Annotated in this window: 21 protein-coding genes; 8 read left to right on the forward strand and 13 right to left on the reverse strand. The window is 45.1% G+C overall.

The features are described 5' to 3' along the window. The first annotated feature begins 33 nt into the window (after positions 1-33). Positions 34-2241, forward strand: coding sequence for an MMPL family transporter (locus tag SFC66_RS03355; RefSeq protein WP_411217288.1), 2208 nt, complete (start codon positions 34-36; stop codon positions 2239-2241). Between the two features lie 64 nt (positions 2242-2305). Here the strand turns inward: SFC66_RS03355 and SFC66_RS03360 are convergent, their stop codons facing one another. Then, the gene (locus SFC66_RS03360; RefSeq protein WP_411217289.1) at positions 2306-2635 is read right to left on the reverse strand and encodes a DUF3784 domain-containing protein; all 330 of its coding nucleotides are present in this window, start codon (positions 2633-2635) and stop codon (positions 2306-2308) included. Positions 2636-2855: 220 nt separating this feature from the next. On the opposite strand from SFC66_RS03360, the gene SFC66_RS03365 reads away from it, so the two are divergent. Beyond that, a complete protein-coding gene (locus SFC66_RS03365) occupies positions 2856-3788 on the forward strand; it encodes an aldo/keto reductase (RefSeq protein ID WP_411217290.1) in 933 nt (310 codons plus the stop codon). A gap of 38 nt (positions 3789-3826) precedes the next feature. Here the strand turns inward: SFC66_RS03365 and SFC66_RS03370 are convergent, their stop codons facing one another. Continuing rightward, positions 3827-4870 (reverse strand): 2,3-butanediol dehydrogenase, encoded by a 1044-nt coding sequence (locus SFC66_RS03370; RefSeq protein ID WP_411217291.1) that lies wholly within the window; start codon positions 4868-4870, stop codon positions 3827-3829. Positions 4871-4999: 129 nt separating this feature from the next. Here SFC66_RS03370 and SFC66_RS03375 point away from each other — a divergent pair, with 129 nt between their 5' ends. Further along, complete coding sequence (locus SFC66_RS03375; protein ID WP_411217292.1) at positions 5000-5962, forward strand: LysR family transcriptional regulator; 963 nt, start codon at positions 5000-5002, stop codon at positions 5960-5962. A gap of 16 nt (positions 5963-5978) precedes the next feature. Here SFC66_RS03375 and SFC66_RS03380 read toward each other — a convergent pair whose 3' ends face one another. From SFC66_RS03380 to SFC66_RS03405, 6 genes are all read right to left on the reverse strand, one after another. Further along, complete coding sequence (locus SFC66_RS03380) at positions 5979-6746, reverse strand: SDR family NAD(P)-dependent oxidoreductase (RefSeq protein WP_411217293.1); 768 nt, start codon at positions 6744-6746, stop codon at positions 5979-5981. Between the two features lie 119 nt (positions 6747-6865). Beyond that, positions 6866-7612 (reverse strand): amino acid ABC transporter ATP-binding protein, encoded by a 747-nt coding sequence (locus SFC66_RS03385; RefSeq protein WP_411217294.1) that lies wholly within the window; start codon positions 7610-7612, stop codon positions 6866-6868. 12 nt (positions 7613-7624) lie between these two features. Then, positions 7625-8323 (reverse strand): amino acid ABC transporter permease, encoded by a 699-nt coding sequence (locus SFC66_RS03390; protein ID WP_411217295.1) that lies wholly within the window; start codon positions 8321-8323, stop codon positions 7625-7627. Beyond that, positions 8310-9122: an amino acid ABC transporter substrate-binding protein gene (locus SFC66_RS03395; protein WP_411217296.1), complete on the reverse strand. Its 813-nt coding sequence runs from the start codon at positions 9120-9122 to the stop codon at positions 8310-8312. Before SFC66_RS03395 ends, SFC66_RS03390 begins: the two co-directional genes overlap by 14 nt. Positions 9123-9591: 469 nt before the next feature. Next, the gene (locus SFC66_RS03400; RefSeq protein WP_411217297.1) at positions 9592-9915 is read right to left on the reverse strand and encodes an AzlD domain-containing protein; all 324 of its coding nucleotides are present in this window, start codon (positions 9913-9915) and stop codon (positions 9592-9594) included. Continuing rightward, positions 9912-10637, reverse strand: a complete 726-nt coding sequence (locus SFC66_RS03405) for an AzlC family ABC transporter permease (protein ID WP_411217298.1) — start codon at positions 10635-10637, stop codon at positions 9912-9914. The genes SFC66_RS03400 and SFC66_RS03405 overlap by 4 nt, the downstream gene beginning before the upstream one ends. A 234-nt stretch (positions 10638-10871) precedes the next feature. Here SFC66_RS03405 and SFC66_RS03410 point away from each other — a divergent pair, with 234 nt between their 5' ends. Beyond that, positions 10872-11786 carry a methyl-accepting chemotaxis protein gene (locus SFC66_RS03410; RefSeq protein ID WP_411217740.1) on the forward strand — a complete coding sequence of 305 codons (915 nt, stop codon included), beginning with the start codon at positions 10872-10874 and terminating at the stop codon, positions 11784-11786. A 172-nt stretch (positions 11787-11958) separates the two neighbouring features. Further along, complete coding sequence (locus tag SFC66_RS03415; RefSeq protein WP_411217299.1) at positions 11959-12312, forward strand: hypothetical protein; 354 nt, start codon at positions 11959-11961, stop codon at positions 12310-12312. Here SFC66_RS03415 and SFC66_RS03420 read toward each other — a convergent pair. The 4 genes from SFC66_RS03420 to purT form a co-directional block, all read right to left on the reverse strand. Further along, a complete protein-coding gene (locus tag SFC66_RS03420; protein ID WP_411217300.1) occupies positions 12309-13634 on the reverse strand; it encodes an MFS transporter in 1326 nt (441 codons plus the stop codon). The genes SFC66_RS03415 and SFC66_RS03420 overlap by 4 nt on opposite strands. A 200-nt stretch (positions 13635-13834) precedes the next feature. Continuing rightward, positions 13835-15229: a vWA domain-containing protein gene (locus SFC66_RS03425; protein ID WP_411217741.1), complete on the reverse strand. Its 1395-nt coding sequence runs from the start codon at positions 15227-15229 to the stop codon at positions 13835-13837. Between the two features lie 82 nt (positions 15230-15311). After that, positions 15312-15653 carry an avidin-fold protein gene (locus SFC66_RS03430; RefSeq protein ID WP_411217301.1) on the reverse strand — a complete coding sequence of 114 codons (342 nt, stop codon included), beginning with the start codon at positions 15651-15653 and terminating at the stop codon, positions 15312-15314. Beyond that, entirely contained in the window at positions 15640-16812 is a 1173-nt protein-coding gene (gene purT / locus SFC66_RS03435; RefSeq protein ID WP_411217302.1) for a formate-dependent phosphoribosylglycinamide formyltransferase, read from the reverse strand. Before purT ends, SFC66_RS03430 begins: the two co-directional genes overlap by 14 nt. Positions 16813-16938: 126 nt before the next feature. On the opposite strand from purT, the gene SFC66_RS03440 reads away from it, so the two are divergent. The 3 genes from SFC66_RS03440 to SFC66_RS03450 all read left to right on the forward strand — a co-directional run bounded on the left by SFC66_RS03440 (position 16939) and on the right by SFC66_RS03450 (position 22061). Beyond that, positions 16939-19293 (forward strand): sensor domain-containing protein, encoded by a 2355-nt coding sequence (locus SFC66_RS03440; RefSeq protein WP_411217303.1) that lies wholly within the window; start codon positions 16939-16941, stop codon positions 19291-19293. A 75-nt stretch (positions 19294-19368) separates the two neighbouring features. Beyond that, the gene (locus SFC66_RS03445; RefSeq protein ID WP_411217304.1) at positions 19369-21057 is read left to right on the forward strand and encodes a DUF6044 family protein; all 1689 of its coding nucleotides are present in this window, start codon (positions 19369-19371) and stop codon (positions 21055-21057) included. Positions 21058-21068: 11 nt separating this feature from the next. Then, positions 21069-22061 carry a glycosyltransferase family 2 protein gene (locus SFC66_RS03450; protein WP_411217305.1) on the forward strand — a complete coding sequence of 331 codons (993 nt, stop codon included), beginning with the start codon at positions 21069-21071 and terminating at the stop codon, positions 22059-22061. A 143-nt stretch (positions 22062-22204) separates the two neighbouring features. Here SFC66_RS03450 and SFC66_RS03455 read toward each other — a convergent pair whose 3' ends face one another. Next, on the reverse strand, positions 22205-23986 hold the full coding sequence (locus tag SFC66_RS03455) for a solute:sodium symporter family transporter (RefSeq protein WP_411217306.1): 1782 nt from the start codon (positions 23984-23986) through the stop codon (positions 22205-22207). Positions 23987-24050: the final 64 nt, after the last annotated feature.

Consider the following 24050-nt stretch of genomic DNA (forward strand, 5'->3'; position numbering starts at 1 on the left):
ATCGATTGATAAATTATTCAGGAGGAATCAGATATGCATAAAATAGGTGCTTTTATAAGCGGCAAATCCGGCCGGTGGATCGTACTGGCTGCTTGGATTGTCCTTGCACTTGTATTGAATCTTACTTTGCCGCAAGCAAATTCACAGGAAGACGAAACAGCCGAAACATTCTTGAATGATACAAACAGCGAAGAAGCTGCACGTATCATCGAGGACGAGTTTTCAGATAACAGTGGGCTGCCTGCCTTGCTGACTTGGTACCAGGAAGATGGACTTTCAGATGACGATTTGCAATCCATCCAGCAGTTCAGTGCGGATCTACAGGATGCTGAAATAGAAGCTGCCACAGTGCCGCCATTTCAAGATATCCCTCTTCCGGCTTTGAAAGAGCAGCTATCGGATGACGGCACAACACTCGTCATGCCCGTCCTTTTTGATAACGGTACAGCTACTGACACAGTAGAAGCTGGCTTAGGAAAAATACAGGATACGGCAAATGACGCATTTGAGCAGAATCCATTCAATCAAGATGTGGACAGCGGCGACCTCCTCGTTCGAGCGACTGGTCCTGCCGGGATTTCTGTCGATGCTGCTGGTCTCTTCTCACAGGGTGATACAACATTGCTCTTTGCCACAGTAGTGATCGTACTTATTTTCTTACTCGTTATCTACCGTTCTCCGATACTGGCGTTGGTGCCGCTCATCGGTGTCGGTTTCGCCTATTTGGTCATCAGCCCGATCCTCGGCACCTTGGGTAAGGCAGAACTGATCTCATTCGACTCACAGGGAATAGCCATCATGACTGTCCTGCTATTCGGTGCAGGAACAGATTACTGCTTATTCCTCATCACCCGGTTCCGGGAAAATCTTTGGGAAATCAAGAGCAAGAAGACTGCACTCATCCGCTCCTTCACGTCTGCGAGTGGCGCAATTGCCATGAGCGGCCTGACAGTCATCGTCGCCATGCTAGTATTGCTTGTAGCTGATTATGGTTCCATCAACCGATTTGCGATACCATTTGCGATCGCCATTTTCATCATGCTGCTGGCCAGCCTGACACTTGTACCAGCAATGCTTACCATCATCGGACGCGTTTCCTTCTTCCCTTTCACGCCGAGAACCGAAGAAATGCAAAAGGAACGCGCACAACAAAAAGGAAAGCCGGTACGTACAAAGAAACCGCATAATAAAATCGGGAATGCTGTCGGAAGTCTCGTCACGAAACATCCTTGGAAGATTGCCATCATCACTGTCGTTGTACTCGGTGTACTGGCTGGTGTTTCGTCCCGGATTACGTATACGTATGATACACTATCTTCTTTCCCGGAAGACATGCCTTCCAGGGAAGGCTTTGATATCCTTGCCGAGCATGTGAATGCAGGTGAGCTTGCTCCGGTTTCGGTCATTACGGAAACAGATGATCCCGAAGCAGTCCGTTCCGCTTTGGAAGATTTGCCTTATGCAGCGAATGTCATGGAGCCTGAGCAGGCTGAATCGGATGATCAGCTGATCCGGATTCAGCTTGAATTGGAAGAAAACCCTTATTCCAATGAAGCGATGGACCATATACCTGACATCAAACAAACCGTTGCCGATGCATCCGGTAATGCTGACAGTGTATGGCTCGGCGGCCAGACTGCAGAGCAATATGACACGCAGCAAGTGACAAAGCATGATGAGAAATGGATCATCCCGATTGTCGTTGGCTTCATCACGCTATTACTGCTAACGTATTTGCGTTCAGTCACAGCAACGATATACTTGGTCGCGACCGTGCTGCTTTCCTTCTTCAGCGCATTAGGTCTTGGCTGGCTGATTCTGCATTATGGATTCGGTGTCGAGGCAATCCAAGGCTTCATCCCGCTGTATGCATTCGTGTTCATCGTGGCTCTTGGAGAAGATTATAATATCTTCATGATCTCAAGCATCTGGAAGCGCAGTAAAACGATGCCGATCAAACAAGCGATAGCGGACGGTGTCGCCCATACCGGCGGCGTCATCACATCCGCCGGACTGATATTGGCTGCGACATTTGCCGTATTGGCCACACTTCCGATTCAGATACTTGTCCATTTCGGAGTGATCACAGCATTGGGTGTCTTGCTCGATACCTTCCTTGTCCGTCCTTTCTTGGTTCCAGCTCTTACAGCCATTCTTGGCAAATGGGCATTCTGGCCTTGGAAGAAACGGATGAAGCAAGTGGAACAGAACGAGCAGCATGAACAGAAAGCACAAAACTGATTTGACAGAGGATACACAAATAAGCCGTGCAACATTGGCAACCACCAATGTCGCACGGCTTATTTTATTCCTGCTCTTTCTTTTTGAATCTATTTTTTGTATTAGCATAAATGATAGCAAACAGGATTAGGGAAAAAAATAAAACATAGCCGGCAATCAATAAAACTTGGCTTTCAAATAAATCACTTAATGCCCATAACAGTATGGCGAAGCTGATTCCATACATGATTTTCGCCATGAATTTGCATAAAGCCATTTCATCGAATTGCGCCTTCTCACTGTCAGACATCGTGTTGTATCCTGCGAGTAAAAATGAGCCTTTCCCTTTTGAAAGGAAAATGGCTAAAACCACGAATGGTATTAGGACAAGAAGATACATAATGATCCCGATCATTTATTACTTCCCCCTTAAAATTACTAAGTCAACTCGCAAAGCAGCATTATGCCATCCATACGTTATTGTGAAATGATAAGTTTCACGTCTTTGTTTCTGCTTTCGTGCCAAGCTGCTGATACTTTCTTACTTTTTTCCCTGATAGCAAGCAAATCTTTTCCATATCCCCCTATCTATTTGCTACAGTTAGGACAGACTACTAAAAGGAGCTGAGTTAGAAATGTCAGAACGTGTACAATTAGGAAAATCCGGTTTGTATGTCAATCCGATCGGGCTGGGAACAAATGCAGTCGGCGGTCATAATCTTTATCCGAATCTTGATGAGGAGCGCGGGAAAGATGTTGTTCGCCAGGCGATTGAGAATGGTATGAATTTCTTTGACACAGCTTTTATTTATGGACCTGAACGATCCGAGGAGCTTGTTGGCCAAGTGATCAAAGAAAGCGGCAAACGCGAGGATCTTGTCATTGCGACGAAGGCAGCCCACAAAATCGTCGATGGCGAGACACTGATGGACAATTCCCCGAAATTCCTGAAAGATTCGGTGGATAGTGCACTGAAGCGTCTGCAGACGGATTATATCGATTTATTCTACATCCACTTCCCGGATGAGGACACACCAAAAGCGGAAGCTGTCGGTGCCTTGAAAGAATTGAAGGACCAAGGCAAAATCAAGAGCATCGGCGTTTCCAACTTCTCCATCGAACAGTTGAAAGAAGCGAATGTCGATGGTTATGTAGATGTATTGCAGTCTGAATATAACTTGTTCAAGCGCAGTGCAGAAAAGGATTTGCTTCCTTATACAGCTGAGAACAATATTTCCTTCGTTCCTTACTTCCCGCTTGCTTCTGGCTTGCTTGGCGGTAAATACGATGAAAACACGAAGTTCGATGATCTGCGTGCAAATGACCCGCTATTCCAAGGTGAAGCATTCAAGCAGAACCTGAAAAAAGTGGATCAGCTGCGGGATATCGCTTCCAATAAGGATACAGAGGTTGCCCATCTTGTTCTCGCTTGGTATTTGACTCGCGACAGCATCGATGCCATCATCCCTGGTGCGAAACGTCCAGAGCAAGTATTGAATAACTTGAAAACACTCGATGTGAAATTATCAGCTGAAGAGATCGAAGCAATCGATAAGATCTTCCGATAAAACAAAAAGCGGATGCGCAGGCATCCGCTTTTCCTATATCATTGTTCAGATTGAACAAGGATCTTCACTTGGTTTTTTTCTTTGATCAAGCTTTCAAAACCTTCTTCGACCACTTCATCCAGCTTGATTTTCTTTGTTACTAGTTTCTCAGCAGAGAAATAGCCTTTTTCCATCAAAGAAAGAACTTGCGGGAACACATCGCGGTAACCGATGATACCTTTGACGGAACGCTCTTGGATGACGATATCATTCGGCATGATTTCAGCAGGTTTTTCCCAGATGCTGACGATCATCGTTTCGCCGCCGATATCAGTGGATTGGATTGCTTGGCGCAAAACGACTGGTACACCCGTCACTTCAAAGGCAACTTCCACACCGCCATCAGTCAGTCTCCTGATTTCCTCGACTGTATCATCCACTTTTCCTGGATCGACAACGATTGCACCCAATTCTTCTGCTTTTGCCTGACGTTCAGGTGATAATTCAACTGCGTAGATCTCAGTAGCTCCTGCCGCTTTCAATGCTTCGATTACCAATAATCCGATTGGACCGCAGCCGAAAACAGCTACCTTGTCCCCGGCTTTCACTTTACTGGAACGAACTGCGTATAATGCAACCGCAGATGGTTCGACCAATGCACCCTGCTCATAACTTAAGGAATCCGGAAGTTTGAACAGCAATTCTTCATCAACCGCTACATATTCGCTCAATCCGCCTCCACCGCCGGCAAGACCGAGGAAGCCCATTTGTTTATCCAAGTTATATGCACCTTGATGTCCATGTGTTGCAAAAATAGGTTCCACAACCACACGATCACCAATCTGATAATCTTTTACTTCTGGTCCTACTTCGACCACTTCACCGGAGAACTCATGCCCCATTGTCACTGGTGCCACTTCTCCAGTCAGCGGATGCGGTTCATCGACGGGTATGAAAATAGGTCCGCCAAGATATTCGTGCAAATCACTTCCGCAAATACCGCACCATTTCACCTTCATCTTTACCTGATTCGGTTTGATGACAGGCTCATCAATCTCTTCCAATCTAACATCCTTCTGATTATGCCAACGCAATGCTTTCATTTTTAGTACATCCCCTTTTTTCAGCATTTCTTTCTACAAATCCAGTATACTGCCAGAGAATGATATAATAAATTTCGACTTATTTAACTTAAATAAACGTTTGATTAACTAAGCGAATGAGGTATGAACATGACTATCGAACAACTGAAATATATCGTAGCCATCGCGCGCTCCGGCTCTTTGAAAGCTGCTGCTGCCGAGCAGCATGTCACCCTCCCTGCGCTGAGCCAGGCATTGACCAATTTGGAAAGAGAACTCAATATCAGCTTATTCCGCCGTTCACGTACAGGCACGACGCCGACAGAAGAAGGCAGAAAACTTATCCTTCATGCAGAAGCTGTCTTGGAGAAACTGCAGGAATTCACAAATGAAGCCGAAACATATACCGAATCCTTGAACGGAGAACTCAAGATAGCCAGTTTTCCAGGACCGATGCAAATTCTCGTCGATTTGTTTTCCAGCTTTCGCACACTTCACCCGAATATCAAAGCTTCCCTATTCGAGCATACCTCGCAGCATATCATGAAAAAGGTGGCTGCTGAAGCGGTGGATATCGGGCTTGTCATTTATACAGAAAAAGAAGTGCAGAAATACCGAAACCTTGTATTCAAAAAACTGCTTGATGGCCACATGGTCACAGCCGTCAATAATCAGCACCCACTCACGAAGGAGAGTCTGATCACAGAAGAAATGCTCATCAAACAGCCGATCGTCCTTTATAATGATGCTTATATCCAAGCATTCATGCGTCAGTTCAAATCGCTTCAATACGATATTCTTTTCACGACGAATAATGTACAGACAATCCGGAATATGGTAGAAAATGAAACAGCGATCAATATCGGTTTCGATTATGCTTTCCGTACTGATGCAGAGCTATCAAGGAGCAGGGACATCACACTGCTGCATTTTGCACCGCCGTTTTTCCAGACCTATAGTTTCGGCTATGTCTACCATGGCAATAACACGCTCTCCCGCGTAGCAAAGACGTTTTTAAAAGAGCTGGAGGCGACGATCCTTGCTAAAGAAGCAGCACATGCGCAAGCGGATCCCGCTTTGTACACACATATAAAAAACACGCCTGTCACATAACAGGCGTGCGGTCACATTAAGCTGAAGTCGTTCCTTGTCCACCATCGATACGGTAATAGGAACCAGTGATGAAGGATGCTTTATCAGAAGATAGGAAGAGCATCAAATCAGCAATTTCTTCGGCTGTAGCATAGCGCTTCATCGGCACGCTCGCTTCAAAACCTTTTCTTGCTTCTTCTTCATGGCCTTTAGCTGCGTTTGTTTCAATCGAACGCATCATTGCAGTATCCACACCAGATGGTGCGACTGCATTCACACGGATACCATGGTCCGCAACTTCCAATGCAGCTGTTTTATTGATTCCGATCAATGCATGCTTGGAGGCAATATATGCGCTCATACCCGGCGCCCCAAGTAATCCGCCGTTTGAAGCTGTATTCACAACGGCACCGCTTTCTTGTTCCGTCATCACTTTCAATACATGTTTCAATCCAAGGAAGGCGCCAACTACGTTGACAGCCAATACTTTTTCTAAGTTCTCAACCGTTGAATCAACAATTTTTGCGAATTGGCCATTGATACCAGCATTGTTGATGAATACATCGATACGGCCGAATTTTTCTTTGGTCTTTTGTACATAATCGATTACGTCTTCTTCTTTTGCAGCATTTGCTGCCAGCAAGATTTTCTCGGCATCAATGGATGCTGTAGCTTTCTCAAGTGCTTCTTGGGAAAGATCTACAAGAGCCAATTTTGCTCCTTCTGCTGCAAATTTCTTAGCAGCGGCTACCCCTATTCCGCCAGCTGCCCCAGTAATAAGTACCACTTTGTCTTTGAATTCCATCTTCTTTGCATCCCCTCTCAGAATATGTATGTTCCTACTTATTATCGGTAACCTGCTTACCTTTTTCAACTTGAATGCTCAAAAATACAAAAAAAACAGGAGAACGTGTCGTTCTCCTGTTACTCGGTAGGATTCAAGATCCGGTGCAAGAAACGCTGTGTACGTTCCTCTTTTGGATTTGACAGCACTTCAGCTGGCGGGCCTTGTTCGACAATGACGCCGCCATCGATGAAGATGATCTCATCGGCGATTTCTTGTGCGAACTTGATTTCGTGTGTTACGACTACCATCGTCCAGCCTTCTTTTGCCAAGTCCCTCATGACACGAAGCACTTCACCGATCAATTCCGGATCAAGTGCAGAAGTAGGCTCATCGAACAGCATGAGTTCCGGCTTAATTGCCAGTGCCCGGGCAATCCCGACGCGTTGCTGCTGACCGCCCGATAGTTGATACGGATAGAGGTCTTTCTTATCCTTCAATCCTACTTTATCAAGCAATTCAATCGCTTCTGCCTGCACGGTCTTTTTGTCTCTTTTCTGGACTTGAACAGGTCCTTCCATGACATTTTCCAAGACAGTACGGTGCGGGAATAGATTATAAGATTGAAAAACCATGCCTGATTTGCGGCGCAGTTTGATCAATTCCTGCTGTTTGACTTTCTTGCTGAAATCCACTTGATGGTCTTCGAAACCAACGATTCCCTGGTCCGGGATCTCCAGTGCATTCAGACAACGCAGCAAGGTGGTCTTACCGGAGCCAGAAGGTCCCAGGATTGCAATCACCTTGCCTTTATCCACTTGCATATCGATGGATTTAAGTACTGTATTTGTTCCGAATGTTTTCTTTAACCCTTTTATTGCAAACATAGCTGCTCCTCCTTACCTTGCTGTGTAGCGATCTAATCTGCGCTCAAGTCGATTCTGAGCTAGCGACAGGACGAAACAGATGATCCAATAAATGAAGGCAGCCAGAATATAGATATAAACGATCTGATCCAAATTCGTAGCACCGATTTGCTGCGATTTACGGAATAGTTCCGTTACGAGAATCTGGGATGCCAGTGACGTTTCCTTCACCAAGCTGATGAAGCTGTTGGACAAAGGCGGAACGGAAACCCGCATCGCTTGCGGCAGAATGACACGGAACAGTGTTTTCCGGTAGGTCATCCCGATAGTATAGCCTGCCTCCCATTGCCCTTTAGGCACAGAAAGGATGGATGCCCGAATGATTTCAGACGCATACGCCCCGACATTCAAGGAAAAGGCTATGATCGCTGTCGGATATGGATCGATCATGATATTCAGTTCCGGCAATAAGTAGAAAATAATGAATAGCTGTACAAGCAGCGGAGTACCGCGGATCGCAGATACATAAATAGAAAAAATCCACCGCAAAGGCTTGATATTCGAAATCCTTACCAGTGCCGTGATGAGTGCAATGATGATACCAAAAAAGAATGAAATAAGAGTCAAGGGGATCGTGACTTTGATCCCCTCGATCAGTATCGGCCAGAATGACTGCTGCAATAGCTCCCAAGGGATGACAATCCCGCCGAGTACCATATTACTTGTTAACATCTTCACCAAACCATTTCGTAGAGATTTCTGCTAATGTACCATCTTTGCGCATCTCATCAAGTGCTTTATTGAACTGATCGACGATTTCTCCGCTATCCTTACGGAAAGTGAAGTATGTTTCGGTAGGTTCGCCAGTCTCAAAAGCAATCTTGACTGGTGCATCTTTATCTGTGTTGTTTAGATAATCAAGTACGGCAAGCTTATCGTTGAATGTAAGGTCGACACGACCTTGTTCAATCAGCTGAATGGATTGCGCCAAGCCTTCCACACCTTCGATTTTGGCACCAGCATCTTCTGCAAGCGCATTATAGTTACTAGTCAAGGATTGGGCAGATGTCTTGCCTTTTACGTCCTCGACTGCTTTGATATCATTGTTATCCGCAGCAGTCACGACAACAGACTGGGATTTCGTATAAGGATCGGAGAAGTCATATTGTCCGACGCGTTCATCATTTTCGCCTTTACCTACTTGGTTGGCTACTACATCGAAGCGCGCACTGTTCAAACCAGAGAACATGGAATCCCATTGTGTTTCTTCGAATTTCACATCAAGTCCCAAATGCTTCCCGACTTCTTTCATAACTTCTACATCATAACCAGTAAGTTCCCCATTATCATCATGGAAAGTAAATGGAGCGTACGTTCCTTCCGTTCCTACTGTTATTTCACCTTTATCTTGAACTTCTTGCCATAAATCGCCGCTATTACCGGAATCAGAGGCAGAATCATCTCCGTTCCCGCAGGCAGCAAGAACAGCAAATATCGACATAAATAGCAGACCTAATAATGCTTTCTTCATGTAACAATCCCACTTTTCTATAAAATTTTAACTTCACCAGTTTAAGGCCATCATCCGCAAAAGTAAAGAAAAAAGTCTGAGTGATTTAATCAGGATTAAATATCCCGGCGAAACTTAGTATAAACGTTATTTTACGAAGGCATGCAGTGATTCTTCAATTGAAGGAAACCATTTTTATTTCATTAAAAGCCATCCCAGAAAACTAATACCCTCTTTACACAGAAATCGAACGTAATTTGGAGGACTGCATACTCAAAATCAGAATTTGAAACTGTAGCTTTATTGGAATTCTTATTTTGAAATGGATACTAAGAGCCTATCCCCATCCTTTTGGTATTGTACCCTTCCCTGACGATGTAATCAGTCCAAATTCACATTAATCTTAATTTTTTGCAGAAAATAAAACCCGAACAGGGATATCCATCCACATTCGGGTTTTTCAAGCTGATATATTGGGGGCATTGATTCCTCAACCTGCGAAAAAGCGCATGGCGGCCATCAGCACTACACCTATTATGACTGTAAAAAGCAGACTCTTTGTCCACAGAGCAAATAAGATAGTAGGAATCATGACGATGATTGCAAACCAATCAAAAGACAAAGCTCCGCCTTCTCCAAGAACGCTTGAGACTACAAGTGCTGTCAGTATACAAATCGGTATGTAAGACAGCCATTTCATGGCCAGCACCGGAAGCTTGAGATTCCGGATAATCAAAAACGGGATGACACGCGGCAAGATCGTCACTGCTGCACAGGCTGTAATCAGCAGCAGCATAGATAGAGAAATACTCATTTCTCGGTCACCACCCCTAATGTTGCACCTATGATCGTTGCCACCAGCACCGCCATATGGGAACTGATGAAAAACGAGAAACCTATCATCAATAAAACAACGCAGGCTATCAATCGCATGTAATGTCCTATGTTTGACTTCTCAATTGCATCGAGCTGCAGCACGAGCAACGCAATGAACATAGCAGTAAGTGCAAAATCCAGTCCAAACATCTCCGGGTTGGACAACCAGTCACCGAATACAGCACCTGCTGCACAAGAAACAATCCAACATAAATATGCGGTGATATTGAGCCCATTCATCCAGCTTGCGCTCATTTGCTGCTTTTGCTGTATCTTGCCGGCCGCAACTCCAAAAGTTTCATCTGTCAGCAGCACACCAATACCGATATTCCGCCAAACAGAATACCGCGTAAAATGAGGCGCTAGCGTTGCACTCATCAAAAAGTGCCGTAAATTCACGATGAAAACCGTTAAAATGATTGCCGCAGCTGGACTACCCTCCAGCACCAATGCTGCAAAAATGAATTGAGCCGACCCCGCATACACGAGCACTGCCAAAAGCAGAACTTCCAGCGCGCTAAGTCCTGCTGCGACTCCTACGACGCCAGCTGCAATTCCGATGCTGACATAACCCAGCAATGTCGGAATACAGTCTTTGAAGCCCTGCTTGAAAGTCATATCCTTATCTTCCTTCTTCATCGACATCAGCACATCGGCCATTCCATTCCCACCTCTTTAGCGGCAAATTTATTGCTAGCTAGTATATCAGAGACTATGGCATACTGGAAATAGCATCGGATACAAAAATTCCCATGATATGTGCTCTAGCTCCTATGCCGCTAAATACTATATCCATCGAAACGTCCCTTTTGTGTACGCTGAAAGGTGTTTATTTGAACTTTATTTGGGTATAAATACTTAGCTTCATTAAGTTAGGAGAAGATCATAATAAACATCAACCACCAATCAACAACGACCCAAGTCCTAGATAGCAACGCTGTTTTATACGCAGCGGAACAGTCTTTAGCAATGATTCAATTTACACCTTTTGGCGAGGTTTTATGGGCAAACGATAATTTTGCCAATACAATAGGTTATCAAAAGCATGCATTGCCTGGTATGCATCATCGGCAATTTTGCGCACCGGATTTCGTGCACAGCAGCGCATACGAACAATTCTGGACGAGGCTGCGCAACGGACAGTCATTTCAGGATAAGATCATGCGGATTGCCAAAAGCGGAGATGAAATTTGGTTGGAAGCCACATACATGCCTGTTCACAAGGATGAAGGCACTGTACAAGCCGTCTTGAAAGTGGCCACTGACATTACCAAGAGGGAAACCGGGATAAAATCTATCACCTCTGATCTGCAGCAAATGGCTATAGATCTTAACAAGCGCACTAACTCCGGCATTGAAAAGAATAATGGAGCTGCCTCATCCATCGATTCCATCGTCAAGGCTGCAGAGAATAATATTCATGCCACCCAAGCTTTGATCAAGCAAGCAGGATCCATACAAAGCCTTGTACATACAATCAAGGATATATCGAGCCAAACGAACCTACTAGCGCTGAATGCAGCCATTCAAGCAGCTCATGCAGGAGAGTATGGCAGAGCTTTCAATGTAGTAGCGGAAGAAGTACGAAAATTAGCTTCACAGGCAAGCGATGCAACGAAACAAGCCCAAGAGAATATCGGTAAGATGAATGGTTATATCGTAGAGATAGAAGCTGGTACAAAAGAGGCGCAGTATAGGAGTATGGATGGAAAGTCACGTGTACAGGAGGTTATAGAAGAACTTTATACCCTCCAAAAAGCAGCACAAACTTTAGATACACAAGCGAATGAACTCAATTCTTTGATTTAAGAGAATGGAGCCACCTTCAAAAAGAAAAAAAGAGTGGTATAATATTCATAAAAAATTGGATTTAAATAGAAATGGAACGTTCTTTACAAAAGGCATTGGTTAATTGACATGATTCTGCAAAGCTAGTACGCTTAAGTCCCGTTGAGGAATGAAGTTTGGGGAGTAATTCAGCATGTATAAATTTGAAATTGATGAAAAAGAAAAAGTTCTTCACATAACAGCAGAAGGCTTCTTTAAAAATAAGGAATCCACGTCATTCATGGAGACACTTTATGAGACATTTGGATCCATCAAGACTTCCGAATATGTTCTGATCATGGATCTCATCCATTATGACGTCACAAAGCAGGATCTGGTTTATCGAATCGCTGATGCCTTTGAGTTATTTGATGAGCTCAATTTCCGTCACATTGTCATCATCAATCCAATTTCCATCTTAGCGAAAGTGCAGCTTTTAAATATCGCAAGAAGCGTACATTTTTCCGGCATCTTCGTCGACTCACTGGAAGAATGGCAGGCGCGTTAGCGCGCTGCCATTTTGCTGTCGTTTTTATTTTTCATTGTATGGACAAGCAGGCCGATAAGTGTAAGTACGATAAGCGAAGTCAAGGCAGCCCGACTTGCCAAATCTCCGTAATCCTTCAGTACAAGCGTGATGCTTCCATAAATCACCGGACCTATGATGGACGATACTTTCCCCGAGAAAGCAAACAAACCGAAGAATTGACCTTGTTTTTCTGCAGGTGATAAATCCACGATCAATATCCTCGATGTTACCCAAATCGATCCAAGTGCTATTCCAAATAGACCTCCTGCAATCCAGAACATCCATTGAGCAGCAGATACCACCCCGACAGTCAATGCAACCACCATGATCAATGCAACATAAGAGAAAGCACGATGTGCCCCGATTTTGTTGGCAATCTGCCCGAAGCAAAATGAACCTATGATGGCAGACACGGTGGATACAAGATAAAGAAGGATGAACTGCCCGGAACTGAATCCGACTACTGTTATTGCGTATACACTCATTACAGCTATCGTTGTGGCTATCGCATCATTCACAAAGAAATACGCAATCATGAACCGAAAAATGGATTGATGCCGCCGTACTTCTTTGAAAGTGGCAATGATTTCTTTATAACCTGCCAATATATTGATTTTCGCATGGTTCTCCCCCTGCGGCTTGTCTTTCAGGAATAATAGCATAGGCAATGAAAAGATGAGGTATAGACCTGCAGTTGCCAGAAAGACATATTCATACCCTTCATCCATCAAGAAATAAGCAAGCAAGCCAACGATGGTCCCCATATACCCGATAGCCACCCCGAATCCGGATAATGTGGACAGACGGCTCCTAGGAACCAAATCACTCATTTTCGCATCATAGAAAATCAGACTGCTGTTATAAAAGAACTTTGCCAGTACAAATACCAGGACCGTGGCTATGAATGGAACTGGCAGCCCCCACAGCATGCTATCCGAATTCCAGCCTGCAAACAGCCCCATCAGCACTGTACATAAAATCGAAACACCTGCAAAACGAATGACATAGCGCTGTTTATAACCGGTCTGGTCGATCCAGACTCCGAATAAAGGTGAAAATATGACAAGAAAGAAGCTAGCCAGTGCGTTTGCATATGAAATGAGTGCATTTCCGATTTGCTCCATTTCAGCTGTCGTCCCGATTGTATCCGTCACATAAAATGGGAAGAAGACAGTAGTGATATTAGAAGAAAAAATCGTATTGGCAAAGTCATACAAAGCCCACGACAAAATTGGCAAGGATAATAGAAATCCCAATCCCCTGCTTTGCTCGGGTGTCTGCCTCAAATGTTTGCTTTCCATGGGAAACCTCCTTTTTCTTCCACTATACCGTATGCTCGTTTGCCTGCAGGCTTATTTACAAAAAAATAACAGTGCCTTTTCTTTGTCACAAAGTTCCTGCTCGAAAAGTTAATACCATCCGTAATAAAATCAGCTGTCATTCTCCTTGAACAACAAAAAGACACGGAAGCAATTCCTTGCTCCGTGCCCATCTATCACATTCAAGAGGATTCTTCCTTCAAACCCTTCATTTCCTCCACCCATGCCAGTACCTCGTTGCGGATATCTTCTTTACGTTCATTCACCGCATCTATCTTACTCTGTTCCAAGCTGCTCAATTCTTCTTCAGCGGCATCAAAACGATCCTCGGCAAGCTGTTTCACATTGTCACTCGTCTCTTTCGAAATGACATTTTCCTCATTAAGTGCGATAAGTGCAGCTTCGTAACGATATTCTTCATTTGCCATTATATTCTCTACTTTGCCCAGTACTTCGCGCTGCCGTTCATATTCATCAAGTACTTCCCATGGATTCGGCGGTATATTGACCGGCGCCCACGCCAGGTCTATATCTGATGGCAGCCATTCATATTCAATGGTAGTCTGCAAATCCTCCGCACTATCAGCGCTGTAATAATTGCCATTGCCAGCCTCCGCAACATCAGCCAGCTGATTTTCCGACTCTTCATCAACATCGAAACCAATCACATTAACAACACCGGATTCATCAGAAGCTGCTTGCTCGGCCGCCTTGACAGGATCACCGCCGCAAGTTTCCTTGCCATCACTGACAATATAAATTGCAGTGGCGCCATTCATCGAGCTGCTTTTCTTGGCAGCTGATTCAATCGCACCTGCCAGTGGTGTCCAGCCTTTAGCTTCGATTTGGTCTGTTGCTTCACTGAATTTCTTATTGTCATAAGCACCTGAGGCATAAACCTCTTCAATACCTGAACAAGATTCAGTCATATCTGCATCAGACTCAGAACCTTTGTGGCCATATACAATCAAGGATATATCACTAGTGCTTCCCAAAGATTTTGCGAAGCTCTTGACTGCGTCTTTGGCTACGTTCATTTTCTGCTCGCCGTCGACATCCAGAAGCATACTGGAGCTAGCATCCAGCAGAATGATGCTATTCTCGATCTCAGATGATGATGCATTTGCACTTTTTTCTGCTTCAGGTTTTGGCAGATATGGATCCTCAAATGCAGGTACCAATTCTTCTGCTTCCTGAATCGTTTGCTCATAATGCGGACTTCCTAATGCAGCAATCAAAGCTTTGTGCACTGTTTCCGGGCTATCATCCTCCTTGATTGTTTCTTTCAAAGCTGGAATGGCAGCTTGTATGCTATCCTCAACTTCTGCTTCTCCATCGCTTTCAGCTGTATCCGCTTCAATCGAAATATCGGAAGTCTTTGTTCCACCCTGCTGTTTTTTCAGAGCCGACAGTGATCCCTCTGTACTGACTTCTTGAATCGCACTTATATCCACTGTCTTATCTGTTTCTTTATTCGCCTCTTTTGCGGCAGTCTTTTCACTTGAAGCTTCATTTGAACTGCATGCTGCCATGAAGAGAAGAGAAATCACAAGCAGGAAAATGGAAGTATTTTTCATCACTACTTCACTCCTCTCCTATGTTGCTTTTCGTACGAATCAGCATTCATTGGGTTTCAAAAATCCAGGAAATCGGGAATTTCTACACCTTTACCTGTTCCACAATGGACTCCCCAACAGAATCATCATCAAACATCCATTGCCACCGTTCATGCAGCCGCACCCGGCCATCTGCCAATATTTCTGGTATCGAAACGCATTGCCCGCTCCGCAGCTCGTATTTATCATTGATATGATGATAGCGGAAACGAAGCTTGCCATCTTCTTCCACTATGCCGATCAATCTGCCCTCCAGAATCGTTCCGCCGCTGTAAGCTGCGGTAAGAATCTGGCCTTCTTGCTGATAATGAAAGGTCGTTTCACTGGAAGTTTCACCATTATCCGTATTTGTGACAGCTCGAAAAATCAGATTATGATAATTCATCGTGTTCCGCCACTTGAAGGTTGCCTCTCGCACGTTCAGCACGCACGCGTGCCTCTTCTGCCGTATCAGCAGTCGATAGCACTACTGCAACTCTGCGTCCTTCTGTTGTAACTGGCTTACCGAAGACACGAATCTGCGTTTGCGGTTCCTGTAATGCTTCTCCCATACCCGTAATATGATACGAATCAAAAGTTTCCTCTGCTTTCAATGGACTTGTGGCCCCAGGCCGGACAGACTTGATTTCTGTGATCGGCAAACCTAAAATCGCGCGTACGTGCAGGGCGAATTGCGATAGCTGCTGCGTCACCATTGTCACCATGCCGGTGTCATGAGGACGCGGAGATACTTCACTGAAGTATACGTGGTCACCTGCAAGGAAGAGCTCCACACCGAATATACCGTAACCACCCAATCCTGTTGTGATCCGCTCTGCTATTCCCTGCGCTTGTTCCAATTGATCTTCTGTCAGCTGATGTGGCTGCCACGAGGCAATATAATCACCTTTTTCCTGTTCATGACCGATCGGGTCGCAGAAGAATGTACCATTGATCGCCCGGACCGTCAGCAATGTGATTTCCGCATCGAATTGAATGAATTCCTCTACAATGATGCGCGGCTTTTGCACCCTTCCTCCTTCCATGGCGATTTTCCAGCTTATTTCCATATCTTCTGTGCTTCGGCAGACACTTTGCCCTTTTCCAGAAGAACTCATCAACGGCTTGATCACACAGGGAAAGCCAATCTCCTCTACTGCTGCTTGAAATGCTTCGTATGTATCGGCAAATCGATAGTCAGCTGTTGGAATATCCAATGTTTCCGCTGCAAACCGGCGAATGCCTTCCCGGTCCATCGTAAGCTGTGCCGCTTTCGCAGTCGGCACGACGTGATAGCCTTCTTTCTCCAGTTCCACCAATTCATCTGTAGCAATTGCCTCGATTTCCGGAACGATGAAATCTGGTTTTTCCCATTCTGCAATCTGTCTAAGCTTGTCTCGATCGAGCATATCGATGACGTAGCTGCGGTCAGCCACAGCCATTGCTGGAGCTCCATCATACCGATCGACTGCGATCGTTTCTAAACCGAGCCGCTGCGCTTCGATCACGACCTCTTTCCCCAGTTCCCCTGATCCGAGCAGCAGCATTTTTTTCGTTTTGTACAAAGAAATCTCCTCCTAGATTGCAGTTAGTGAATGTTTTGCGCCATGATTCGATTTTATCTGATAAACTTATGTTACCATGCCTGTCCAATACAGGTAATCCTTACTTTTACTACAGGAGGAAAAACGTTGTCATCCATTGATATTCCGGGCATTCATCTGCTCTATACCATCACCAGCATCGTGCTTTTGGGGATGCTCACAAGGCTTGTATTATATGTAAGTCAGCAAATGATGCGGACTGCTGTGGATGCCTGGAAAGTGACCGCAGTTTCCCTTGGGAGCGGTATCAGTGCTGTATTGGCTGCCTATTCTTTCACCTTATCCATAGATGCAGGTCCTGACCAGCATAACACTGCGATTTTCTTCATCATCTTTTTCCTCGTCAGCTCCATTTGCGGAGGTGTGGTATTACGAGTGATTCGCAATCCGATCGGAAATACCAAGTATGACTTGATGATCAGTTTCATATTGGCCTTTTTCATTTATTTGCTGCATATGCTTACACCTTTACTGCTGTACCCGTCCTTGTTGAATATTCATTTCATCGAGGTATTCATATCGATTGTATTGACACAATCGATCGTCTTTTCCTTATTCCGTTTTCTTAATATGTATACTAATGGGAAGCAGCTGAAATGGAGCAAAATGCTGCTATGGTTCGGCAGTGCGATGTCCGGGGTGGCTATCACGGGGCTTGGCTACAGCATCTTTGCTAGCTTCACTTCCTATGATTCATCGGCTACCCATTATGCACATTTTCTGATTCCCACAGCTTTCGTTGTCATTACGAACACTATCTTGACGGTGATACCGTTGCTTTATCGGAACAGGGCGCTCCTGTCGACGCATCAGCTGTACCAAACCCTGTTCAATGATAATCCCTCGGCCGTCCTGGCAGTCAGCAATGATGGCACCATCCAGCATGCCAACAAAGAGAGCTATCGCTTATTCAGCTGTGAGGGAAAAACAGCCGTCCCTTTAAAGGCAGCAAGTTTGTTTCCCGATAAGGAAACTTTTCATTACGGTGTATCCATCTTGACCAGCGGCAGGACGCATCAATGGGATACGAAAATGCTGCAAGATTCCGGGAAACAGCTGAATGTGCACATAACCGGCATCCCAACCGTCATGAAGCACCATATCGTCGGCTATTTTCTTGTGATCAAGGATGTTACGCATACAATCAGAACAGCTAAGCAAATTGAATTTTTAGCTTATCATGATGACTTGACCAAACTGCCGAATCGTCGTCTGATGCAACAGAAAGTTAAGACATACATAGAAAAAGCCACCCCATTCAGTATCCTGCTGATTGATTATGATTTGTTTAAGCGAATCAACGATATCTTTGGACATTCCTTTGGCGATGAGGTGCTGGTAGAGACAGCTGCGCGGCTTGAAAACATCCTTGATGGCAAAGGAACCGTCAGCCGGGTCGGTGGAGATGAGTTTCTGCTCATCGTACCAGAAAAAACTGCGATTCAGCTTGCCGGAGCCATTGTGGAGCAATTCCGAAAGCCGATGCGGCTTCGGGATTACGAACTTGTCCTTCAGGCAAGCATCGGTATCACTTCTTTTCCTGAGCATGCAGAAGATGTGGATAATCTTTATAAATATGCTGACATAGCGATGTATCAGTCAAAAGAAAATGGCGGAAATGGATATACCTTCTTTCATCCAAGTATGGCTGAGAAACAAGTACGGCGCTTTGAAATTGAACATGAACTGCAAAAAGCAATCGACGCACAGGCCTTCAGCTTGTATTTCCAGCCCAAGTTCCATAGCATTTCCCGTACAATAAGCGGTGCGGAGGTGCTGCTGCGCTGGCATCATCCTAAACGCGGCTTCATACCGCCGAATGTGTTCATTCCGATTGCCGAGGAGAGCGGATTGATCGTTCCGATCGAACGGAGTGTCATTGCGCGTGTGATGGCTTGCCTTTCAAAATGGAAGGAGGAAACAGACGAAATCCATCTTCCCTGCATATCGATCAACGTGTCAGTCATTACATTTTTGCAAGATGATTTCGCCAGTTTCTTCCGAGAGAAGCTGGAACATTACAATCTGCATGGCAGCATGCTGGAGCTTGAGATCACAGAACGAGTGGTCATGCAGAATGAGGCGAAAATCAATACCATCCTGCAGAAGCTGCGCGAAACGGGTGTCAGGATCAGTATCGATGATTTTGGAACAGGCTATAGTTCGTTGAATTATTTGGATAAGCTGCAAGTAGACATTCTTAAAATTGATCAAACGTTCATTCAACATATTGAAAATGACCAAACAATCGTAGCCACCATTCAGTCACTCGCTGAAAACCTGAAGCTGCATACCATTGCAGAAGGTGTAGAAACCGAAGCCCAGCTGGATGAGCTGCGCCAGCTTGGCTGTACGGAGGTACAAGGCTATTTGTTTTCCAAGCCATTGCCTCAAGCAGAATTTGAAAGATCCTATATTTCCAGAATACCCGCGGATGCATAATATCCCGGGTATTTTTTTGTATAGCTTATTGGCTCATGCCGCATACTAACAGCAATATTTCGGGAGGGTGTGGGAATGATGCGGAATTATGCAGACAGAAAGGTCATCATGCTTTGTATAGCAGCGATACTGCTCTTCGTTTCTCCCCTTTTCCTGCTCGGGAACGATGCCCACATCCGCGTGCACGATAACCTTGACTCCAATCTTGCATGGTACAAAGTCCTTGCAGATAGCGGGCAGATGTTTGGCGGCGTTCATGCTGTCATACCGGAGATCATCGGCGGGCTGCCACGCGATGCACTTGGCACAGAATGGACGCTCATCGTTTGGCTGCATTCTTGGTTTTCGACAATGACTGCTTACGCAATCAGTCAGCTCCTCACCCGATTGGTAGCTTTTCTTGGGATGTACTTACTGCTGCGCACACATATCATCCGAAACATCAAAGCGCATTGGATCGCTGCTCTCGTTTCATTGGCCTTTTCCCTGACACCATTTTGGCCATCCGGCATGCTTAGCACCATGGGCCATCCTCTGGCATTGTGGGCCTTCCTTTCCATCCGGGAAAATAAAGCAAACTGGAAACATTGGCTTGCGATTACATTGCTACCGCTGTATGCGAGTTTCGTTTTGGGTTTCTTTTTCTTCCTGGTGCTGATGGGACTCATCTGGCTAGTTGATCTTGTTCGATATCGCAGGCTTCATCTCCGTTTCCTTGGTAGCATCATCTGGATGACCGCTTTATTCCTGGCCACCGATTACCGGCTGGTCTACACAATGATTGCTGGCTCCGAAACTATGCATCGTGTTGAATTTGTCTCATCCAGACAGGACTTTACCCAGACGCTGCACTTGTTTTTAAAGAACTTCCTGCTGGGGCATAATCATGTGATGACGCTGCATACTTTCATCATCCTGCCTGTATTGTTGCTTACTTTACTGCTGGTGCTCTTCAGCCGGCAGCGAACGAGACCGATGAAAATATATCTCGGTTTGACTGGATTCAATCTGCTTTTGTCGTTTTGGTACGCGCTTTGGTTCAATAAAATTTGGTCCATGCCTAAGGAACATATCGATTTGCTGTCGGCATTCAATTTTGCTCGCTTTCACTTTCTTCGCCCGCTTGTCATCTATGCAAGTTTCGGCTTGGCGTGTTATTTGCTATGGCAGCTGGGTAAGCGAAGCGTCAGGGCTTTTGTTTATATTTGCCTCTGTCTGCAGCTTGTCGTTTTGGCTTTTTCCAATGAAGAAATCGTGTATGGTTTGTATAAGAAAACACCTTCAGTCAAGGCCTTTTATGCAACGGAACAGTTTCAGGAAATTCGCGATTATATCGGAGCACCGCAAGATACGTACAAGGTGGCAAGCATCGGCTTACATCCGGCCGTCGCGCAATACAACGGTTTTTATACAGTTGATACATACAACAACATCATCCCGCTCAGCTATAAGCACCGCTTTCGCGACATCATTGCAGATGAATTGGCCAAAAACAAGGAACTGCGGCGCTATTTTGATGAGTGGGGCAGCCGGCTGTATATATTCTCTGCTGAACTCGGAAAGCACTATGACTTCCGTAAAAATACCGACCGTACGATCAAGGATCTCGATTTGGATACGAATGCCCTGCGCAAACTGGGTGGCACCTACATCTTTTCATCTGTCCTGATAGAAAATGCAGCTGCCAATGATTTGGAATATGAACGGAGCTTCGACCACCCTGACTCCGCTTGGAAAGTTCATCTATATCATGTGCAATCTTAAGGAGGGAGAACATGACTGCTTCATTGCCTGTACTCACATTGGTGATTCCTTGCTATAACGAAGAAGAAATCCTGACAGATACTTGTTCCAAGCTTACATCCACTTTGGCAGCATTGATGCAGGAACAGCTGATATCGTCTGCCAGTACCATCCTATTTGTGGACGATGGCAGCAAAGATGATACGTGGCAGCTGATTAAAATCGAGCATATGGCCAACCAGTTTGTTACAGGAATCAAGCTTGCTGCCAACGCAGGTCATCAGCGTGCACTGCTTGCCGGCATGCTGCATGCCAAAACGTATTCCGATTGTGTCATTACACTGGATGCCGATTTACAGGACGATATCTCTGTCATCCGCACCTTCGTTCTCCGTTACTTGGAAGGGTATGAAATCGTTTATGGTGTTCGGGACGACCGTACATCCGACACTGGTTTCAAGCGTAACACCGCAGCACTTTTCTACCGGATGATGGAGATGCTCGGGATTCGGCTGATTTCCAATCATGCTGATTATCGGCTCCTGAACAGTCGCGCCCTCACCGCTTTGAGCCGCTATGGCGAATCAAAACTATTCTTGAGAGGCATCATCCCGCAGATTGGCTTTCGTTCAGATATTGTGCCATATGAACGAAAACCGCGGCTTGCCGGTGAAACAAAATACCCGTTGAAAAAAATGCTCAGTTTCGCGTTTGAAGGCATCACATCTTTCAGTGTTGCGCCCATCCGACTCATTGCGGCGGTCGGCTTTGCTTTGTTTTTCATCAGTGTCCTGGCAGCAGGTTATGCAGCCATCCAAAAGATATTCGGCAATCCCGATGCCGGCTGGACATCCTTGATCATCTCCATCTGGCTGCTTGGAGGATTGCAGCTCATGGCCATCGGAATCATCGGTGAATATATTGGCACCATATTTGCCGAGGTAAAAAAGCGTCCCCTGTATACAGTGGATAGTATTTTGAGACAAGTACATCCTCAACAGCCGAATAGCTTTACAAAATCTTAACAAATATTTTGCATGCCATTGCTTTTTCTGTTAGAATATCTTACAAACAGGATACCCCCAAAATATTTCTGTTTTATTTTGCTGTGTGCTCAGCAAATAGGAAAAAGCCACTCATCCGAGTGGCTTTTTTCGTTATCGATCATTTAGGCACGCGCTTTCAGTGCGGTTTCCGTCTGTTTTTCCACGTACTCATGATATTTCTGATTCCATACTTTGATGGAAACGATATAAAGAATGATGTTCGTCACGATGAGTATGCCAATGACCGGCCAGAACCAGTTGGAAACAGCAGCCTCTTCGTAAGCAAGTCCAATCGGCGAGAAAATGACATAAAAAATGACGATGGAAAAAATCAATGTTATGGATACAGGGATGGCGTGTTTCCAAGGAACGAGATGATCTTCGCCATTTTCGGCATAAAAGACTGGTTTGATCGTCTTCAATGGCTTCACTTTTGCCATGATGAGCATGAATACAACCTCGATTGCCAGCAATATTCCGTATACATGGATATAATTTATACCCGGATCATAATCGAATATCTGTCTGAAACCCCAAACCATCATATAATAAGCAAGGACATGGAATATGATCACCACTTTAGCAGCTGAAGCTGGCACACGTTTGAAAATCATCCCCATCAATACGATAACAAGAATCGGAATGTTGAAGAATCCGGTAAACTGCCTGATCAGATTCCATAAACCATCCGGTGCATACATGAGAAATGGTGCAACGAAGAAGGACACGAGGGCAATGACGATACCAAGGACCTTGCTGACCTTGATCAGCTTTTCATCAGAAGCATCGGGGTCGAATACTGGCTGGTAGATATCCAGTACCAGCAAGGTAGCGACACTGTTCAAGATAGAGTTGAAACTGCTCAGCACTGCCCCGAATAGTACAGCAAGGAAAAATCCGAGCATCCATACTGGCAGCACATCCCCCACCAATGTCGGGTAACTTAGATCCCCATTTTGAATGGAATCACCGTACAAGTGAAATGCGATGATACCAGGTATGAGCATGAAAATCGGAACCAACAGCTTCAGATAGCCTGTAAATAGAACACCTTTTTGACCCTCTGCCAAGTTCTTGGCACCTAAAGCACGCTGGATGACATATTGATTCAAGGCCCAATAAAAAAGATTGGCAAAGATGATGCCTGTAAAGATGGAGAAGAATGGAACATTATCGGTACTGCTTCCGATTGCATTCAGTTTCTCGGGACTGTTCTGGACGATATGCTTCATCCCATCCACCATATTTCCATTACCCAATAAAATAAATCCAAGTATCGGGACCAGGAAACCGATGATGACCAATCCGATGCCATTCAATGTATCGGAAACCGCAACAGCCCGCAGACCGCCGAAGATTGCATAAACGGCACCGACGATACCGACGAACCATACTGTCAGCCATAATGCTTGTGTATATGTAATATCAAATAGCTCCGGAAGATCGAACAACTGCAGGACGGATACACCGCCGGAGTAAAGCATGGAAGGAATCGTCACACACATGTATCCGAGCAGGAACAAAATGACGGTCAATCTTCTGACGGTTTCATCATAACGTTTGCTCAAAAATTCCGGTATGGTCGAAATGCCGATGCCAAGGAACTTCGGCAGTAGGAAGATCGCCATGATGATTGCTGCAAGGCCAGCTGTCACTTCCCACGCCATGCCCGACATATTATTGGTGAAACTTTGTCCATTCAAGCCGATCAGCTGCTCTGCCGATAAGTTCGTCAGCAGCAAGGACCCTGCAATGAAAACACCAGTCAATCCACGACCTGCAAGGAAGTATTCATCTGCAGTGCTGACATGCCCTTTAGTCATGTAGTAAGAAACCACAGCAACCAATCCCATGAAAAACGCACAAGACACCAAAATAAAGATAATTTCTCCAACACTGAACATGCGATCACCCTTTATGTAAGATAGCCTGCAAATTTGGTCAGGCTCTTATAAGTAACCGTTTTCA

The organism is Terribacillus saccharophilus (genome assembly GCF_046592895.1).
GTDB classification, from domain to species: Bacteria; Bacillota; Bacilli; order Bacillales; family Amphibacillaceae; genus Terribacillus; species Terribacillus saccharophilus_D.

Bases quoted from the DNA above. Each gene is read 5' to 3' on its own strand.
- SFC66_RS03355 (WP_411217288.1), top strand. From the start codon at position 34: ATGCATAAAATAGGTGCTTTTATAAGCGGCAAATCCGGCCGGTGGATC.
- SFC66_RS03360 (WP_411217289.1), bottom strand. From the start codon at position 2,635: ATGATCGGGATCATTATGTATCTTCTTGTCCTAATACCATTCGTGGTT.
- SFC66_RS03365 (WP_411217290.1), top strand. From the start codon at position 2,856: ATGTCAGAACGTGTACAATTAGGAAAATCCGGTTTGTATGTCAATCCG.
- SFC66_RS03370 (WP_411217291.1), bottom strand. From the start codon at position 4,870: ATGAAAGCATTGCGTTGGCATAATCAGAAGGATGTTAGATTGGAAGAG.
- SFC66_RS03375 (WP_411217292.1), top strand. From the start codon at position 5,000: ATGACTATCGAACAACTGAAATATATCGTAGCCATCGCGCGCTCCGGC.
- SFC66_RS03380 (WP_411217293.1), bottom strand. From the start codon at position 6,746: ATGGAATTCAAAGACAAAGTGGTACTTATTACTGGGGCAGCTGGCGGA.
- SFC66_RS03385 (WP_411217294.1), bottom strand. From the start codon at position 7,612: ATGTTTGCAATAAAAGGGTTAAAGAAAACATTCGGAACAAATACAGTA.
- SFC66_RS03390 (WP_411217295.1), bottom strand. From the start codon at position 8,323: ATGTTAACAAGTAATATGGTACTCGGCGGGATTGTCATCCCTTGGGAG.
- SFC66_RS03395 (WP_411217296.1), bottom strand. From the start codon at position 9,122: ATGAAGAAAGCATTATTAGGTCTGCTATTTATGTCGATATTTGCTGTT.
- SFC66_RS03400 (WP_411217297.1), bottom strand. From the start codon at position 9,915: ATGAGTATTTCTCTATCTATGCTGCTGCTGATTACAGCCTGTGCAGCA.
- SFC66_RS03405 (WP_411217298.1), bottom strand. From the start codon at position 10,637: ATGGCCGATGTGCTGATGTCGATGAAGAAGGAAGATAAGGATATGACT.
- SFC66_RS03415 (WP_411217299.1), top strand. From the start codon at position 11,959: ATGTATAAATTTGAAATTGATGAAAAAGAAAAAGTTCTTCACATAACA.
- SFC66_RS03420 (WP_411217300.1), bottom strand. From the start codon at position 13,634: ATGGAAAGCAAACATTTGAGGCAGACACCCGAGCAAAGCAGGGGATTG.
- SFC66_RS03425 (WP_411217741.1), bottom strand. From the start codon at position 15,229: ATGAAAAATACTTCCATTTTCCTGCTTGTGATTTCTCTTCTCTTCATG.
- SFC66_RS03430 (WP_411217301.1), bottom strand. From the start codon at position 15,653: ATGAATTATCATAATCTGATTTTTCGAGCTGTCACAAATACGGATAAT.
- SFC66_RS03445 (WP_411217304.1), top strand. From the start codon at position 19,369: ATGATGCGGAATTATGCAGACAGAAAGGTCATCATGCTTTGTATAGCA.
- SFC66_RS03450 (WP_411217305.1), top strand. From the start codon at position 21,069: ATGACTGCTTCATTGCCTGTACTCACATTGGTGATTCCTTGCTATAAC.
- SFC66_RS03455 (WP_411217306.1), bottom strand. From the start codon at position 23,986: ATGTTCAGTGTTGGAGAAATTATCTTTATTTTGGTGTCTTGTGCGTTT.